This is a genomic window from Streptomyces sp. Ag109_G2-15 (assembly GCF_900215565.1).
Taxonomy (GTDB): Bacteria; Actinomycetota; Actinomycetes; order Streptomycetales; family Streptomycetaceae; genus Streptomyces; species Streptomyces diastatochromogenes.
Window position 1 is genome coordinate 6,468,857 of the sequence record NZ_OCNI01000001.1, and the last position, 15,909, is coordinate 6,484,765.

12 protein-coding genes and 1 pseudogene are annotated in these 15,909 nt (G+C 72.6%); 7 read left to right on the forward strand and 6 right to left on the reverse strand.

Features of this window, described 5'->3' with window-relative positions; genetic code table 11:
* Positions 1-3: 3 nt before the first annotated feature.
* The gene (locus tag CRP49_RS29225; protein ID WP_097256039.1) at positions 4-789 is read right to left on the reverse strand and encodes a maleylpyruvate isomerase family mycothiol-dependent enzyme; all 786 of its coding nucleotides are present in this window, start codon (positions 787-789) and stop codon (positions 4-6) included.
* 65 nt (positions 790-854) lie between these two features.
* Here CRP49_RS29225 and CRP49_RS29230 point away from each other — a divergent pair, with 65 nt between their 5' ends.
* The gene (locus CRP49_RS29230; protein WP_097256040.1) at positions 855-1,346 is read left to right on the forward strand and encodes a hypothetical protein; all 492 of its coding nucleotides are present in this window, start codon (positions 855-857) and stop codon (positions 1,344-1,346) included.
* 48 nt (positions 1,347-1,394) lie between these two features.
* Positions 1,395-2,120 carry a DUF2625 domain-containing protein gene (locus CRP49_RS29235; RefSeq protein WP_097256041.1) on the forward strand — a complete coding sequence of 242 codons (726 nt, stop codon included), beginning with the start codon at positions 1,395-1,397 and terminating at the stop codon, positions 2,118-2,120.
* A 19-nt stretch (positions 2,121-2,139) separates the two neighbouring features.
* On the opposite strand, the gene CRP49_RS29240 is transcribed toward CRP49_RS29235, so the two are convergent.
* The gene (locus CRP49_RS29240; protein WP_097256042.1) at positions 2,140-3,570 is read right to left on the reverse strand and encodes a cytosine permease; all 1,431 of its coding nucleotides are present in this window, start codon (positions 3,568-3,570) and stop codon (positions 2,140-2,142) included.
* Positions 3,571-3,661: 91 nt separating this feature from the next.
* On the opposite strand from CRP49_RS29240, the gene CRP49_RS29245 reads away from it, so the two are divergent.
* Both CRP49_RS29245 and CRP49_RS29250 read left to right on the forward strand, forming a co-directional pair.
* Entirely contained in the window at positions 3,662-4,297 is a 636-nt protein-coding gene (locus CRP49_RS29245; protein ID WP_097256043.1) for a TetR/AcrR family transcriptional regulator, read from the forward strand.
* A 42-nt stretch (positions 4,298-4,339) separates the two neighbouring features.
* Positions 4,340-5,959 carry an amidohydrolase gene (locus CRP49_RS29250; protein WP_097256044.1) on the forward strand — a complete coding sequence of 540 codons (1,620 nt, stop codon included), beginning with the start codon at positions 4,340-4,342 and terminating at the stop codon, positions 5,957-5,959.
* A gap of 24 nt (positions 5,960-5,983) precedes the next feature.
* Here CRP49_RS29250 and CRP49_RS29255 read toward each other — a convergent pair.
* Together CRP49_RS29255 and CRP49_RS29260 are read right to left on the reverse strand one after the other, a co-directional pair.
* Positions 5,984-7,953: pseudogene (locus CRP49_RS29255) on the reverse strand (N-acetylmuramoyl-L-alanine amidase).
* A 215-nt stretch (positions 7,954-8,168) separates the two neighbouring features.
* Positions 8,169-9,734 carry a M1 family metallopeptidase gene (locus CRP49_RS29260; protein WP_257033513.1) on the reverse strand — a complete coding sequence of 522 codons (1,566 nt, stop codon included), beginning with the start codon at positions 9,732-9,734 and terminating at the stop codon, positions 8,169-8,171.
* A 208-nt stretch (positions 9,735-9,942) separates the two neighbouring features.
* Between CRP49_RS29260 and CRP49_RS29265 the strand changes: the two genes are divergently transcribed.
* The 3 genes from CRP49_RS29265 to CRP49_RS29275 all read left to right on the forward strand — a co-directional run bounded on the left by CRP49_RS29265 (position 9,943) and on the right by CRP49_RS29275 (position 13,201).
* On the forward strand, positions 9,943-11,370 hold the full coding sequence (locus CRP49_RS29265) for a sugar transferase (RefSeq protein ID WP_257033514.1): 1,428 nt from the start codon (positions 9,943-9,945) through the stop codon (positions 11,368-11,370).
* Positions 11,371-11,483: 113 nt separating this feature from the next.
* Positions 11,484-12,023, forward strand: coding sequence for a putative colanic acid biosynthesis acetyltransferase (locus CRP49_RS29270; RefSeq protein WP_097256045.1), 540 nt, complete (start codon positions 11,484-11,486; stop codon positions 12,021-12,023).
* Positions 12,020-13,201 (forward strand): glycosyltransferase family 4 protein, encoded by a 1,182-nt coding sequence (locus tag CRP49_RS29275; RefSeq protein WP_097256046.1) that lies wholly within the window; start codon positions 12,020-12,022, stop codon positions 13,199-13,201. The genes CRP49_RS29270 and CRP49_RS29275 overlap by 4 nt, the downstream gene beginning before the upstream one ends.
* 419 nt (positions 13,202-13,620) lie before the next feature.
* On the opposite strand, the gene CRP49_RS29280 is transcribed toward CRP49_RS29275, so the two are convergent.
* Together CRP49_RS29280 and CRP49_RS29285 are read right to left on the reverse strand one after the other, a co-directional pair.
* Positions 13,621-14,820, reverse strand: coding sequence for a glycosyltransferase family 4 protein (locus CRP49_RS29280; RefSeq protein ID WP_097256047.1), 1,200 nt, complete (start codon positions 14,818-14,820; stop codon positions 13,621-13,623).
* Between the two features lie 22 nt (positions 14,821-14,842).
* A complete protein-coding gene (locus CRP49_RS29285) occupies positions 14,843-15,823 on the reverse strand; it encodes an NAD-dependent epimerase/dehydratase family protein (protein ID WP_097256048.1) in 981 nt (326 codons plus the stop codon).
* Positions 15,824-15,909: the final 86 nt, after the last annotated feature.

Consider the following 15,909-nt stretch of genomic DNA (forward strand, 5'->3'; position numbering starts at 1 on the left):
TGGTCAGGCGAGGCCGAGGACGTCGTCGGTCCGTCCCCACCCGGGAGTCGGCGGCTGCGGCCACCTCGGGAGAGGGGACAGGGTCTCGGTCGCACGGTCGGACACCAGGCCGGTGGCCGGAGTTCGCCCGCTGAGCCAGCCGAGCAGGAGGTGTCCGGGCCCGGCGATCGAGGGGCCCTCGGGAGACGGGGCCCAGTGGCGCCCCAGGTCGACCGCCTCGACGCGGGCGACGGGATGTCCCTGGACCTGCAAGGTGGTGAGGGTCTCGTCGAGTGCCCAGGACACGTACGACGCCGGCCAGTCGGCGGTGCCGTATCCCAGGCCGAGGTCGACATGGTGGTGCTCCAGTTCCCGCAGGCACCGCAGGAGGGTGTACCAGGCGGGGTGCCGCCAGCCCGCGAGTGCCGCCACCAGGACGTCCCACCGTGCCGCCGGCATCTCCCGGGCCTCCGCCACGACCAGGTCCAGGGCCCGCCGGGTCCGGTCGGCCAGCGCGTCGACGGGCAGGGCGGCGGTCCGCTCGGCCGTCTCGGCCAGGGCGGCCGCATCCTGCCGGGGCCCCGGCGCGGAGCCCGTGCGCGCCAGCCGCAGCAGCCATACGTAGGCGTCCGCGCTGCCCGCGATGTGGGCGAGCACCTGGCCCCGGGTCCACGGGGCGAGCGCGCTGGGCGCACGGCACTCGGCCTCGGTGAGGCCGGACAGTGTGGCCGCGAGCCGTGCGGCCGACCGGTCGACCTCGCCCATCAGGCGGTCGACGTCGGGCGTGGGCATCGAGGGGGAGTCGGTCATGGGGGAGGGACCATCCTGGAGAAATGAGCTGACGGGTGGGCGGGCGCATGGGAGAGGATGCCCCAATGCGCTACCACTCGCCCTTCCGCCGACCCGAACCACGCCCCGTGGCCGAGGGCGAACATCCCCTCTGGGACGAGGCCCTGGCAGCGGTCAACCGGGATCTGGCGGCGACCCTGCCGGAACAGCGGCCCCTGCGCCTGTTCGCGGTGCCCTGGGAGGAGGGCGAACCGGAGCAGGTCTACGTCGCCCTCGCCAACGGCGAGTGGCACGGGAACCCCTTGTGGTCCGGCTCCGCGGCCGACGCCCTTGAGGCCGTTGCCGAGGCCGCCCAGGAGACGGTCACGGAGCGGCTGTGGCGGGCGTGGCCGCTGTGCTCCGAACACGACCTGGGGATGCACGTGCGCAAGGTGTCCGGGCGCCCGTCGTGGTGGTGCGCCGGTTCCGCGGCTCCCGGCGATCCGGCACACATCCGTGCGGCCGTAGGCGAGTTGGACACCCTCCGGCGCCCGCACCGGCCGAACCGGAAGCGCCGCGAGCCGCGCCCGCAGGGCTGACCGGGGGCAGCCGCGGGCACGGCACGGCGTCCGTGCCATGATCCCCGGATGCGCGAGATCGACGAACTGGCCCAGGTGGACGATCCGGCCTGGCCGGAGCTTCAGGAGCTGATCGCGGCCAGTGCCGTGCCGGTCCGCGTGCTGCCCGCCGATCCCGAGGAGGGCCGCCGGTGCCTGCTGCAGATGCAGGTCACCGCGCGCTCCACGCTCGGCGCGCTGGCGCTGAACTGCGGCGGACTCGTCCTGGACGACGGATGGGTGCGGGTGTACGGCGGCGGCTCGGCTGCGGCCGGCGGTCTGCCGAGTCTGGGCCGGGTCAACCGCTTCCCAAAGGAGTTCGACCCCGCCTGGCACCCCGCGTCCGGTCTGGTCGTCGGGCACGACGTGCTCGGCGGGGTGTTCGCGCTCAACGGCCACGACCCGGCCGGAGCGGGCCGCCCCGGCGACCCCGGGCAGCTGACGTACTTCGCCCCCGACACCCTGGAGTGGGAGGCCCTGGACATGGGCCACTCCACCTGGGTGTGGTGGCTGCTGTCCGGCCGTCTGGAGACGTTCTACGACGGCCTGCGCTGGCCCGGATGGCGCGAGGAGGCCGCGGAGCCGGACCTCGCGCAGGGCATCACCGTCTACCCGTTCCTGTGGTCCAAGGAGGCGCACGACGACCTCGCGGCCACGAGCCGGCGGCCCGTGGCGATGCGTGAAGTCCTGGGCGTGGCAGCGGACTTCGCCCGGCAGATGGGCCCGGCGGATCCGGGTTTCCTCGGCGAGGTGTGAGGCACCGCCGTCCGGCTGCTCAGCCCGCCCCGCGCACGCCCCGCATCGACACCGCGTACACGCCCGAAGCCACCGACAGCCCCACCGGCAGGGCGAGATCGATGCCGCCCAGGGCGGCGGCCACCGGCCCGGTGTACGCGGTGTCGACGCACACGGCGGACGCGGCGACGCCCGCCGCGAGGGCCAGCGCGCCGGACCAGTTGACCCCGCTCGTGTACCAGAAGGGGCTGCCCGGGGTCTCGTCGGCGAGGGCGAGGCCGTCGTAGCGGTTGCGGCGCAGCAGGATGTCGGTGGCGTAGACGGCCATGCTCGGGCCGAGCAGGACCACGGTCAGCTGCAGGACGTTCCCGACCGTGTCCAGGAAGTCGGACACGAGCAGCGCGTACAGGGTCAGCGAGACGGAGACGGCTCCGTCGACGAGGACGCTGAGCGAGCGCCGGATGCGGATGCCGACGGCCTGCAGGGCGAGCCCGGCGCTGTAGGCGGTCAGCGCGTTGAGGGCCACGGTGCCGAGGACCAGCGCGAGCAGGAACAGCGGGCGGAACCAGCCGGGCAGCAGCCCCTCCAGCGCGCCCTGCGGGTCGCTCATGTCGACCGCGGTCGCCGCGAACGCGCCGAGACAGCAGACCAGGGTGCCGGGCAGGAACCCGCCGAGCGCCGTCCAGCCGGCCACCGACGTCGCGGACGTGCTGCGGGGCAGATAGCGGGAGAAGTCGGCGCTGGTGGTGTACGACAGCGGGCCCGAGGCGATCAGCCCGACGCCGGCCAGCGCGGTCGCCCACAGCGCCGTGCCGGTCAGCGGACGCTCCGGGACGTAGCCGAAGTCGGTGTGCCGCACCACGGCGACGGCCACCACGGCGAAGACGGCGGTGAGCGCGAGGGTGATCGGGACGTAGAGCCGGATGATCGCGGTGTGGCCGTAGACGCTGATGGCGAGGGTGACCGCGGCGATCAGGACCACGACGAGCGCCTTCACCGCGTTGTTCACCGGCAGGCCGGTCCGTCCGACCAGGGAGAAGGCGGCGGTCGCCGCCGCGGCCAGGTTCAGCGCGAAGTAGCAGACGGAGATCATCCAGCCGGTCACGGCGTTGTTCACCCGGTTCCCGCGGACGCCGTACATCGCCCGGGTCACGACCTCGCTGGGCGCGCCCGCCGCCGGGCCGGAGACCGCGAGCAGGCCGGTGAGCAGCCAGAACACGTTGCCCACGACGATCACGGCCACCGCCTGCCACAGGCTCAGACCCATCAGCACCAGCGCGCCGCCGACGACCAGGCTGAGGTAGTTCACATTGGCGGCGGCCCAGACCGGGAACAGCTCGCGGGGTCGGCCGCGGCGCTCGGAGTCGGGGATGTGGTCGATGCCGTGGGACTCGATGCCGTTCGCCCGCTCGGGGGCCGGGGATGCCGGTGCGATTCCGTCGGGATGCGGGTCGGGGAGCGTGGACGCCATGAGGCCCTCCGGGGGCGGTGGGATCGGCCTGGTCGCTTATTGGTCGCATGACCAGTTGCTTATTGGTCGCACACTCAATAGCATTGCCGTCATGTCGTCAAGCGTTCAGCGCAAGCGGGTCCGCAAGGACCCGGCCGCCCGGCGGGCCGAAATCGTCGAGGCGGCCGCCGCCGTCGCCCTGGCCGAGGGACTGGAAAGCGTCACCCTGCGCCGGATCGGCGAGGAACTCGATGTCCGCCCGGGGCTGATCAGCCACTACTTCCCCTCGGCCGAGGACCTCGTCGCCGAGGCCTTCGGCAGCGCCGCGACCGGCGAGCTGGACGCCCTCCTCCCGGCCGAGCGCCCCGAGGGCACCCCCACCCTGTATCTGGCCCGGTTCTTCGCCCGCACCTCGGGCGAGGCGTACGACGCCATCAGCCGGCTGTGGATCAACGCGCGCCATCTCAGCCGTTACCGGCCGGTCCTGGGCGCCCGGGTCTCCGAGCAGGAGGCCGCCTGGCGGGAACGGCTCGAAGGTCTGGTCCGGGAGGGTGTGGCGGCAGGCGAGTTCCACACCGAAGACCCCTTGGTGACGACCATTCAGATCCTGGTCGTGCTCGACGGCCTCGGCGCACATGCCAACACCGCGACCCCCGAGCGGCCGCCGGCCGTGGCCCGCATGGCCGTCACCACCGCCGAGCGTGAACTCGGCCTCTCCTCAGGGGTGTTGGACGACATTCCAAGCTGACCAGCCATCAAGTACGCCTACCGAACCCTCCGGAGGACCCCCGTGCCCGCCGATCTCGTCCTACTCTCCGCCCGGCTGCTCGACCCCGGCACGGGCAGGCTCCTTCCGCACACCGCGCTCGCCGCCGAGGACGGAGTGATCACCTTCCTCGGCGACGACCGGGAGGCCCGTGCCCTCGCCGGGCCCGGCAGCACGGTCGTCGACCTGCGCGGAGCGGTGGTCACCGCGGGCTTCACCGACGGGCATCTGCACCCGGTCTCCGGTGCCGAGCGCACCATGGGCGTCGACCTGACCGCCTGCCGGGACCTGCACGCCGTACGCACCGCGCTCGCCGAGGCCGCGCAGGCCCTGCGGCCGGGAGCCTGGCTGCGCGGCTGGGGCCTGGACCCCAACGCCTTCGGCGGCGAGCCGGTCGGCGCCGCCGCACTCGGCCCGGTCCTCGACGGCGTACCCGCCCTCATCGACCTGTTCGACGCACACTCGCTGCTGGCCAGCGCGCGGGCGCTGGAACTGGCGGGCGTCGACGGCCCGCGGGAGTTCGCCCAGGGCTCCGAGATCGTCTGCGACGCCGACGGGCGGCCCACCGGCCTGCTGCTGGAGGACGCGGCCTGCGAACTGGTCGAGGCCGTCGCACCCCGGCCCACCGAGGCCGAGATACGGGCCCGCACCGCGGAGGTCCTCGCCGCCATGGCGGCGGCGGGCCTCACCGGCGGCCACGCCATGGACGCGAACGGCGAGAGCCTGTCCGTCTACGCCGCACTGGAGGCCGAGGGCGCGCTGCCCCTGCGGTTGCGGGTCGCCCCCTGGTGCCGGCCGGAGGCGGACGACGACGCCGTAGCCGAACTCATCCGGCCGCAGGGCACAGGAGGCGCGCTGTGGCGGGTCGCCGGCGTGAAGCTGTTCATGGACGGCACCGTCGACAACGGCACCGCCTGGCTCGAAGTCCCCGACTGCCACGGCGAGTCGGCCCACGCCCACTGGCCCGACCCGCAGCGCTACACCCAGGTGATCGCAGCCTTGCACCGGGCCGGTGTGCCCACCGCCACCCACGCGATCGGCGACGCGGCGGTACGGCACGTCCTCGACTCCGTCGAGAAGGCCCAGGCGGAGAGCCCGGCCCCGGTACGGCACCGGGTCGAGCACATCGAGACGGTGCCCGACGACACCGTACGGCGGTTCGCGCGGCTCGGCGTGGCCGCGTCCATGCAGCCCACCCACTGCTGCGAGTACACCCGGGCCGACCACACCGACAACTGGTCGCGCCGGCTCGGCGAGGAACGTGCCGCGCGCGCGTTCCGCTGCGGTGATCTGTGGGCGGCCGGAGCCCGGGTCGTCCTCGGCTCCGACTGGCCCATCGCGCCGTACCCGCCGCTCCAGGTCATGGCCGGCGCCCGGCACCGCCGCCCCGCCGACCTCTCCCTGCCCCCGCACGGGCCCGAACAGGCCCTCACCGCACTGCAGGCGCTGCGGGGCGTCACCGTCAACGCGGCCTGGGCCGCCGGCGAGGAGCACCTCGCCGGCCGGCTCGCCGTCGGCCACCGCGCCGACCTGACGGTGCTGGCCGAGAACCCGCTGGAGGTGCCCGACACGGAGGTGGCCGACGTGCCGGTGGTCCTGACCGTGCTGGCGGGCCGGCCCACGCATCGGGCGGCGGGCCTGTAGCCGACGGCCCGGGCACCCCTCGGGTCAGCGCAGGGGAGTGCGCGCCGTGTACCCGGCCGGGCCCGCCGTGGCCGCCGCCTTCACCACGTCGACGTCACGCGCCCGGACATAGGCGAGCCGGTGCCCGAGCTGGATCTCGTAGTACGCCTCCTCGCCCTGCACCACCGGAGACGGGGAGTCGTCGGAGGAAGGTTTCTCCAGGTAGGAACCGAGGACGCGGGACTGCGTCACATACCGCTGGCCCGCACGGAGGGTGTACGGGAGCGGCGACGGCTCGGGCTGCTCGTCCACACCCTCCGGGTAGGCGTCCTCCTCCGGCAGGGCGCGGCCGAAGACCTCGATCTCCCTCAGGCCCTCCTTCGGGGTCACCGTCCGGCCGCGCGCGCCGACGGCCGTCGGGTGGGCCTGAGGGTTCTTGAACCACGCCTTGTGGCCCTGGTACCAGATCGCCGTCCAGTCGCCGCTGCGTTCGGCGACCGCGAAGGTCTGGCCCGCGGAGACCCGCGACCCCAGGTCGTTGACGTCCTCCGTGGAGTCCTTGCCGTCGGGGTGCCGGCCCGGATCCTGGATCAGCGGGGCGTCGTCGGCCGGGTCGGTGTGCAGACGGACCGCGCTGGAGCCGTGCGGCGCGCACTTCACACCGCTCTTGGTGCAGCCAGTGAACCGCGGCTTGTGGGTGGAGTAGTCCGGCAGGATCATCACGACGTCGCTGTCCGGCCCGGCGGTCGCCTTCAGCGGCGCGCCGAGCAGGTCGAAGTAGTGCCGCCAGTCCCAGAAGGGCCCCGGGTCGTCGTGCATGTCCGGAATGGTGTCCTCGGTCGGGGCCGGCACGTTGTCATGGCCGAAGATGTGCTGCCGGTCGAGCGGAACCCCGTACTTCCTCGCCAGGTACTTCACCAGCCGGGCCGAGGACCGGTACATCGTCTCCGTGTACCAGGCGTCGGGCTGCCGCAGGAATCCCTCGTGCTCGATCCCGATCGAGCGGGCGTTCACGAACTGGCTGCCGGAGTGCCAGGCCGCGTCCCTGATCCTGACGTGCTGGGTGATGTGGCCGTCCCGGGAGCGGATGGAGTAGTGCCAGGAGGCCTCCTCCGGATCCTGGATCGTCTGCAGCATCGACGCCAGCGGCGCCTCGGTGTCGTGGATGACGATGTAGTCGATCCGCTGGTCCTTGGGCCGGTCGGCCAGCTGGTGGTTGCCGTACTCGTCGTCGTCGATCTCGACGTACGGCGCGCTGAGCCAGGAGCAGGACAGGTCCGGCGGGCAGTCGACCTCCTTCGGCCGCGGCGTGCCCTTGGTGGCGGGGCGGTGCGGGTGGACGTGGGGGTTCGCGTCGAGGGTGACGCGCTGCCCCGCGTCGGTGGTGCGGTGCGCACCCCGGCGGATCACGTCGAAGACGTCATTGGCATAGGTGTCCGCCGAGGCACGGTCGGCGGCGCCCGGGAAGCGGGCCACGGTCTCCCACCAGTCCCCGGGTTGGGGCTGAGCGGCTTGCCGAGCTGTCGTTGGGTCGCCGCGAGGAGGGCCGCGCCGCCGCGCACGTTGGCGGCGTCGTCCGTCCGCAGCTGCTCGGCCGGCAGCCCGGTCAGGCGTGCGGCCTGTTGCAGGTCCGCCGGGGGGTTCGTCGTACGCGAGGCGGGCGGTCCCGCCGACCCCGCGCGCGGCTGTCCCTGCGTGTGCTGCGGCGTCTGCGGCGGCTGGGGTCTGGGCGCGTCCACCAGGTGCATCGGCCCGTAGCCGCCGACGACGCTGGGGGCGCCGTGATGGGAGTCCCACCGCGACTGCAGGTACGACACGCCCATGAGGACGCTGCGGGGGACCTGGTACTCGTTCGCCGCGGCGGTGTAGTCGTCCTGCAGAAGCTGGTCGGACGGTGTGCCGTCCGAGCGGTCGATCAGCAACGGCACCAGAAGCGCCGCCGAAGCGGTCACACAGATGATCCGCCGGTGCCCGCGTACGGCACTGGAGACGCGGGGGGCGACGCGCTTTTTCATGGAGGTGCCTCCGAGGGGTTTCAGCGTGGTGGCCAGGACGGATGCGACCAGGGCGCAGTGGATCGCCCTTCAGGGCAAAGGGGGTTGCCCTTCGCGTCACCCCTCGTACGTTTCCGTGCCTCGCGCGCCGCTGCGCGCCGAGCGTCACTGGCGTGGACCAGCCTTCGGGCACAGGCCACCCGGTCGGCGGCACCCCGCCCGCCGCGGCGGGCGGGTCAGTCCTCGACCGGCTCCACGTGCCAGTCGGGGTGACCCGGCATGGGCGGGGTGTGCGCCCCGTACAGCCAAGGCGTCAGAAAGGGCGTCAGATCCTCGCCGGCGACATGGGACGCGAGCCGGACGAAGTCCGCGGTGCCGGCGGCCCGGCCGCGGTACGTCGTCACCCAGGAGCGTTCGATCCGGTCGAAGGTGCCCTCGCCCACCTTCTCCCGCAGCGCGTAGAGCACCAGCGCCGAGCCGTCGTAGCGCATCTGCCGGAACAGGGTGGGCTCGGTGGGCTCGGCGGGTGCGCCGTCGTCGTGCCGCCACTGGTCGTGCTGCTCGTAGGCGGCGCGCATCATGTCCTCCAGGTCGATGCCGCCGTGGGTGTCGGAGTGGAGCAGCTCGTAGAAACGGGCGTGTCCCTCGCTCAGCCACAGGTCGGACCACCGCCGGATCGCGACGCTGTCACCGGTCCACTGGTGGGCGAGTTCGTGCACGAGGTTGCGCTCGGCGCCGACCTGATCCCCCAGCAGATCGGCGCTCGGCACGACGGACAGCGACTGCGTCTCCAGGGCCACCGGCAGGTCGGTGTCCCCGACCAGCACGCCGTAGCGGCGGAAGGGATAGGGGCCGAGCCGCTGTTCGAGCCAGGCCAGATGCTCCGGGGTGAGCGAGCGGTACGCCTCGGTGCCGGCGACCAGGCCGTCGGGGACCACGTCCCGGACGGGCAGCCCGCGCGGGCCCGTGCCGTTCACGACGGAGAACTTCCCGATGGCCAGCTGGACCAGCTGGGCCGCGAGCGGATGCTCGGAGTCGTAGGTCCACCGGATCCGTCCGTCGGGTTGCCGGACGTGCCCGACGAGCCGGCCGTTGGCCACCGCGGTCAGTCCCGGCGGGGTGGTGACGCGGAAGGTGAACGGCGCCCGCACGCTGGGGTGGTCGTCGGCCGGGAAGACCATCCTGGCTCCGTCGGGCTGGAGCGACAGCAGGGTGCCGTCGGCCGTGGGGACCCAGCCGTAGTCCTGGATCGCGTCGTCGCGGTGCCGACGCTGCGTCGGATCGGCGGTGTAGGCGACCCGGACGGTGAACGCGCCCCCGCGGGCGATCGGCTTCGCCGGGGTGACGACCAGTTCGTCGCCGTCGCGTACGGCCTTCGCCGGTGTGCCGTCCACGGTGACCGTGTGCAGTGTGTTGCCCGCGAAGTCGAGGTCGAAGCGGGACAGGGCCTGCGTGGCGGTGGCGCTGACGGTGGTGGTCGCGGCGAAGGGCGTGCGGGGTGCGCGCCAGTCGAAGTCGAGGGTGTAGCGGCGCACCGTGTAGCCACCGTTGCCGTCGAGCGGCACGAGCGGGTCGCCGAGCCCCGGGGCACCGGGGGAGGGGGCCTCGCCAGGCGAACCGGGCGAGCCGGGGGAGGCGCCGGGGGCGGGGTGCCCGGCGCGGTCCGGCGCACGGTGCTCCCCGATGAGGAGGACGACGGTGAGGACGGCGGCACCTGTGAGGCCGGCGGCACCACCGGCCAGGGCGAGGGCCGTACGGCGGGTACGGATGCCACGTCGGGTGCCGGCAGGCGTGTTGTCCATGGCGGCACTATGTCAGTAAGGGATCATTAATGCGATATGTCCACCAATTCCGACATAAGTACCTGTCAGTTGATATAAAGATCACGTCGAGGTGTGGCCCCTCCCTCTGAGCGGACCGTGCGGTCGCGCCCGTTGTCCGAGATCGGGCCTTCGAAGGAGAGGCATGCGGCCGTTCAGAATCGCGGCATCCCGACACGTGCCGGTTCCCATGCCGCGCCGACCCGCCCACCCGGAGGGCACCCAGGTGCGCTGGTACGGACCCTTGTCGGTCTGTGTGGATCTGGCCGGCGCGGCGCTGCCCGTCGCGGCCGCGATCGTGGAGGTCCGCGAGCCCCACCCGCTGCGGCTGGCGGCCGTCGCCGCCGTGCTGTGGCCGGTGATCAGAGTGGCCGGCAGGCGCTACACGCTCGCCGCCTGGGGCGACGGGGGCGGCCTGCGGGCCGCCGTCAGGGACTGGCTGGTGCTGGTCGGCGCTCTGGCGACGCTGCGCGTGGTGTGCGGACTGGGCAGCGTGCCGGCCGGTGCCTTCACGGCACTGATCCCCGCGCTCGTCCTCACGGCGGCCTGCCAGAAGGTGATTCACCGTCATCTGCGGGCCGCCCGCCGCAGAGGCCGCGCACTGCGCCACGTCCTGATGGTGGGTGAGGGCCCGACGGTCGACGCGGTGGTCGAGCAGCTCGCCCAGCGCACCGACCACGAATACGTGATCGTCGGATCCTGCCCGGTCGGGGAGGACGAGCCGCTCTCCGGCGTACCCGTGGACCTGCGGCTGCCCTGCGAGGCGCCCGAAACCCCCGAGCAGGACTCCAAGGTGGTGCTCGGGGCGGCCGACAGACTCTCGGCCGACCTGGTCTTCGTGGTGCCGGGCCCGCACATGGCGGGCGAGCGGCTGCGCCGGCTGTCCTGGGCGCTGCACGACCGGGGGTGCCCGCTCGTCGTGCTGCCCGGCATCGTCGACGTCACCCGCCGACGGGTCCGGCTCACCTCGGCGGCCGGGCTCACCCTGCTGCACATCGTGCCGCCGCTGCGCCGTGGCACGCCGACGCTGCTGAAGTCCGTCGTGGACCGTGTGGGCGCGCTGCTGCTGATCGTCGGGTTCGCGCCGCTGCTGCTCCTGCTGGCCCTGGCCGTCCGGCTCGGCTCACCCGGCCCGGCCCTCTACCGCCAGATGCGGGTGGGCCGGAACAACACGCCGTTCCCCATGTGGAAGTTCCGCACGATGGTGGTCGACGCGGACCGGCTCAAGAGCGAGCTGGAGGCGGCGAACGAGAACGACGGCCACATGTTCAAGATGCGCCGCGACCCCCGGATCACGCCCCTGGGACGCCTCCTGCGCCGCTACTCCCTGGACGAGCTGCCCCAGCTGTTCAACGTCCTCCTCGGCCACATGTCCCTGGTCGGCCCGCGTCCCCCGGTGCCCGAGGAGGTCGTCAAGTACAACCCGGTCGAGATGCGCCGGCTCAGCGTCAAGCCGGGCCTGACCGGGCTGTGGCAGGTGAGCGGACGGTCGGACCTGTCCTGGCACGAGACGGTCGCCCTCGACCTGCGCTACGTCGACAACTGGTCCCTGGCTGTCGACATGAACGTGCTCGCCCGCACCGTACGGGCGGTGCTGAACGGCCAGGGCGCCTACTGATCCGCCATCCGGGCAGGCCTGCCGCCAACACGCCCCAATCACGGGCGACACGGCTCCCGGGGCGGGAAGGATCACGACCATGGACGCCTGAGTCCTCGGGAAGGGACACTCTCATGGCGCAGACCGTCGTCGCGCGATCCCTGCGCGGCTTCACCGGTGCCGGATACGACAAGGGGCGCCCCCTGCTCGTTCAGGCCGCCTGGTTCGCCGCCCTGCACCTGCTCTTCGTCAAGTGGTGGTTCCCGGCCCGCTGGCGGCCGGTGCTGCTGCGCGCCTTCGGCGCCCGGGTCGGAGAGCGGGTGCTGATCCGGCACGGCGTGCGGGTGCACTGGCCGTGGAAGCTGGAGATCGGTGACGACGTCTGGATCGGCGAGGGTGCCTGGATCCTCAACCTGGAACCCGTCACGATCGGCAGCGACTGCTGTGTCTCCCAGAGCGCGCTGCTGTGCACGGGCAGCCATCGCCGCCGTTCCGTCACCTTCGAGTTCGACAACGGCCCGATCCGGCTGGAGCCGGGCAGCTGGGTCGCGGCCCGTGCCGTCGTCCTGCGCGGTGTCACCGTCGGCCGGGGCGGCGTGGTGGGCGCGGGCGTCGTGGCCCACCGGGACCTCCCGGCCGGCGCGGTCCTGACGGCGAAGGGAGTCTCCGCATGAGACTTCTCCACGTGGTCACGCTCGTCAGTGACGACGGTGCCTTCGGGGGTCCGCCGAGCGTGGCCCTCGCCCAGGCGGAGGAGCTGGTCGCACGCGGACACGACGTCATGCTGATGTCGCTGTGGCGGGGCAGCGGCCGGGCACCGGACCGTATCGGCTCCGTCCGGCTGCGCTCCCGGCCCGCCCGTACGCTGCTGCCGGGACAGGGCTTCATCGGCCTGCTCAATCCCCGCCTGGTACGAGACCTGTGGCGGGCCATGGGCGGCGCCGATGTCGTGCATGTGCACGCGGGGCGCGATCTGGTCTCCCTTGCCGCGCTCGCCGTCGCCGCCCTGCGCCGCGTCCCGTGTGTGGCGCAGACCCACGGCATGGTCGAGCCGCGCACCGCGCTCCCCGTCCGGCTGTTCGACCTGCTGTACCTGCCGCTGCTGCGCCGGACGCGCACCTGCTTCGTCCTGACCGAGCAGGAGCGCCGGCTGGTGGCGCGGGTGCTCGGGCCGGACGGCCCGCCGCTGCGGATCCTGCCCAACGGCATCCGGCCGGGCCCGCCCGAACCGGGCCCGCGGCGGCCGCGCGACCCTCATGTGCTGTTCCTGGCCCGGCTGCATCCGCGCAAGCGTCCGGAGGCCTTCGTGGAGATGGCCGCGCTGGTTCACCAGGAGCTGCCCGAGGCCCGGTTCACGCTGTACGGCCCGGACGACGGATCGCTGCCCGCCGTACGCCGGCTCATCGCCGACGGCCTGACGGACGTGGTCCACTACGGCGGGGCGCTCGATCCCGCCGACGCGCGCGAGGCCTACCGGACGGCAGCCGTCCATGTGCTGGCCAGCGTGAACGAGCCGTTCGGCATGACCGTCATCGAGGCGATGGCCGCCGGCACCCCCGTCGTCCTCACCGACACCTGCGGCATCGCCGACGAACTGGCACGCCGGGGCGCGGCCGTCGTCACCGACGGCAGTCCCGAGGCAATGGCGGACGCGGTCCGCCGCCTGCTCGCCGACCCGGACCTCTGCGCCGAGCTGGCGGAAGCCGGCCGGCGCGTGGTCGAGGACGTGTACTCCATCCGCGCTGTGGTGGACCGGTTGGAGGAGAACTATCGGGAGAGCGACGGCGGTTCAGGTCAGGCTGCCCCTGCTCGGCGGGGTGCGGAGCCGGCCGTTTCGGGTTCGGTCGGCTGATTGCTGCTGCGGGCCGTGCTGCGGTGGCTGGCGGGCTGCGGAGCCTTCGGGTTCGGGCCGCTGATCGCTGCTACGGACCGTGCTGCGGCGGTAGTTCGGGTCCGGCCGACCTCGCTCGGCGGGGCGCGGGGCCGGCCGCCTCGGGTTCGGCTGGCTGATCGTCGGCACGGACCGTGCCGCGGCGGCGGTTCGGGTCAGGCCGAGCCTGCTCGGCAGGGTGGGGTGCCGGCCGTTTCGAACTCGGCTGGCTCGCCGTTACGGACGGCGCTGCGGCGGCGGTTCGGGTGAGGCTGACCCTGCTCGGCGGGGTGCGTAGCCGGCCGTTTCGGGTTCGGCCCGCTGATCGCCGCCACGGACCGCCCCGCGGATGGTCAGCGGGGCGGTCCGTGGCATTCGGCACGTGTGCTCACACGGCCGGCTCAGTGTGCCGAGGCGGTGCTCACCCTTCGGAGGATGTCCTCGAAGCGGGAGGCGCAGCTCTCCAGGGCGAACTCGCGCTCGGCCAGTGCCCGGCTCTCCTTGCCCAGCCGTTCGGCGCGGGCAGGGTCGGCCAGGATCTTCTGGACCCAGGAGGCCGCACCGTCCAGTGCGGACTCCTCCGGCGGGAGGACCGCCGACCCCGCCTGGTGGAGCAGCTGCGCGGCGAGGTTGTCGGCGGGCATGAGGCCGAGCACCGGCCGCCCGGCGCACAGATAGGACAGGGTCTTGGACGGGACCGAGAACTGCCCCGCGTCCGGCCCCAGGAGGACGACGAGGACGTCGCCCGTGCCCAGCACCTCGGGCAGCCGCTCGTAGGGCTGGAAGGGCAGCAGGGTCAGCTCGACACCGCGGGCCGCGGCCGCTTCCCTGAGGACGGGTACGGCGGGGCCGTCGTTGACGACGACGAGCCGTACCGGAGCACCCCGGTCCCGCAGGCGCTCGGCCAGCTGCACCAGCAGCACCGGATTGTGCTTCAGGCCCAGCGTGCCGGAGTACAGCACCGTCCGCACGTCGTTCAGACCGTGCTCCGCCGACCAGGCGTTGGTACGTGCCACCGGGACGATCTCGTCCAGCGGCGCCCAGTTGGGGATGACGGTGACCTTGCCGGCGGTGCCCCACCGTTCGTGGACCCGCACGAAGGAGTCGGCGATCACCACGATGGCCGAGGCCCGGCGTGCCGACCACTTCTCGCCCGCCCCGAAGACCTTGGCGGCGAGGCCCATCGACTTCGCGACCTGCGCGGCGGCGAAGCTCTGCAACGCGACCGCGGTCACGTCCTGATGCCACAGCACCCAAGGGATGCGCAGCCTCCCCAGCACGGCCGCGGTCACGACCAGTACCGGGATCGGAAGGTTGGACAGCAGCACCACGTCGGGCTTCTCGCGCCGTACCTGCCGGGCCAGTTCGAGGCCCAGCCGGGTCTCCTGGTGGAGCCGGTGGAAGTAGGCCTCCTTCCTCAGTTTCGTGCCGCCCCCGATGGTGGCGAAGCGGAGGCCGGCGCAGTCTCCGGCGAGGTTGCCCTTGCCGGAGACGTAGGCCGTGCACGTCGAGTGGACGACGTCATGACCACGGCGTGCCAACTCCCGGCTGAGCTGGGCCTGGAACGGGTGGCCGCTGTAGTCGTGGACGAGGATCCTCATCGGCTGTCCGTCTCCTCGCGTCTCACTGGTGGGAGCGCTTGACCTGGTCGTAGACCCAGGCGTAGGTCTTCTCCAGGCCGTCGGCCAGGGAGACCGACGGCTCCCAGCCGTGGATCTCGCGGATCAGGGTGTTGTCCGAGTTGCGGCCGCGCACCCCCTGCGGGGCGTCGAGCCGGTAGCCGCGCTCGCAGCGGATACCCGCGATCTCCTCGACGATGTCGACGAGTTGGTTGATGGTCACCAGCTCCGAGGAGCCGAGGTTGACCGGTACGTCACTGTCGCCCTTCATGATCATCTGGGTGCCGTACAGGCAGTCGTCGATGTACATGAAGGAACGGGTCTGCAGGCCGTCGCCCCAGATCTCGATCCGGTGGTCGCCGGAGAGGACCGCCTCGGCCATCTTCCGGCAGACCGCGGCGGGGGCCTTCTCGCGGCCGCCGTCCCATGTGCCGTGCGGGCCGTACACGTTGTGGTAGCGGGCGACGCGCGAGATGAACCCGTAGTCCTCCGCGAAGTGGCGGCACATGCGCTCCGAGAAGAGCTTCTCCCAGCCGTAGCCGTCCTCCGGCTGAGCCGGGTAGGCGTCCTCCTCCCGCAGCGCGGTGACGTTCGGGTCGGTCTGCTTGCCGGCGGCGTAGACGCAGGCGGAGGACGAGTAGAAGTACCGTTCCACGCCGTGCTCCTGCGCGGCCTTCAGCATGTGTGTGCTGGTCAGTACCGACATCATGCAGGCGGCCTTGTTGTTCTCGATGAAGCCCATGCCGCCCATGTCGGCGGCGAGCATGTACACCTGCCGTGCGCCCCGGACGCCCGCGCGCGCGTTGTCCAGGAGCGACAGGTCGGCGATCACGTTCTCCGCGGCGTCGTGCACCTGGTACCAATCGCGTTGGGGCTTGATGTCGATGGAGCGGACGGTCAGCCCCTGGTTCAGCAGGGCGCCCACCAGATGACCGCCGATGAATCCCCCGCCACCGGCAACGACGACGTCGACCTGCTTGCTCATGGGCAACTCCTCTGTCCTGGATTCTGTTCCGATAAGCAATACACATTTGTCATGATTTGCGGTAAATGGCACGCCGCCCGGAACTT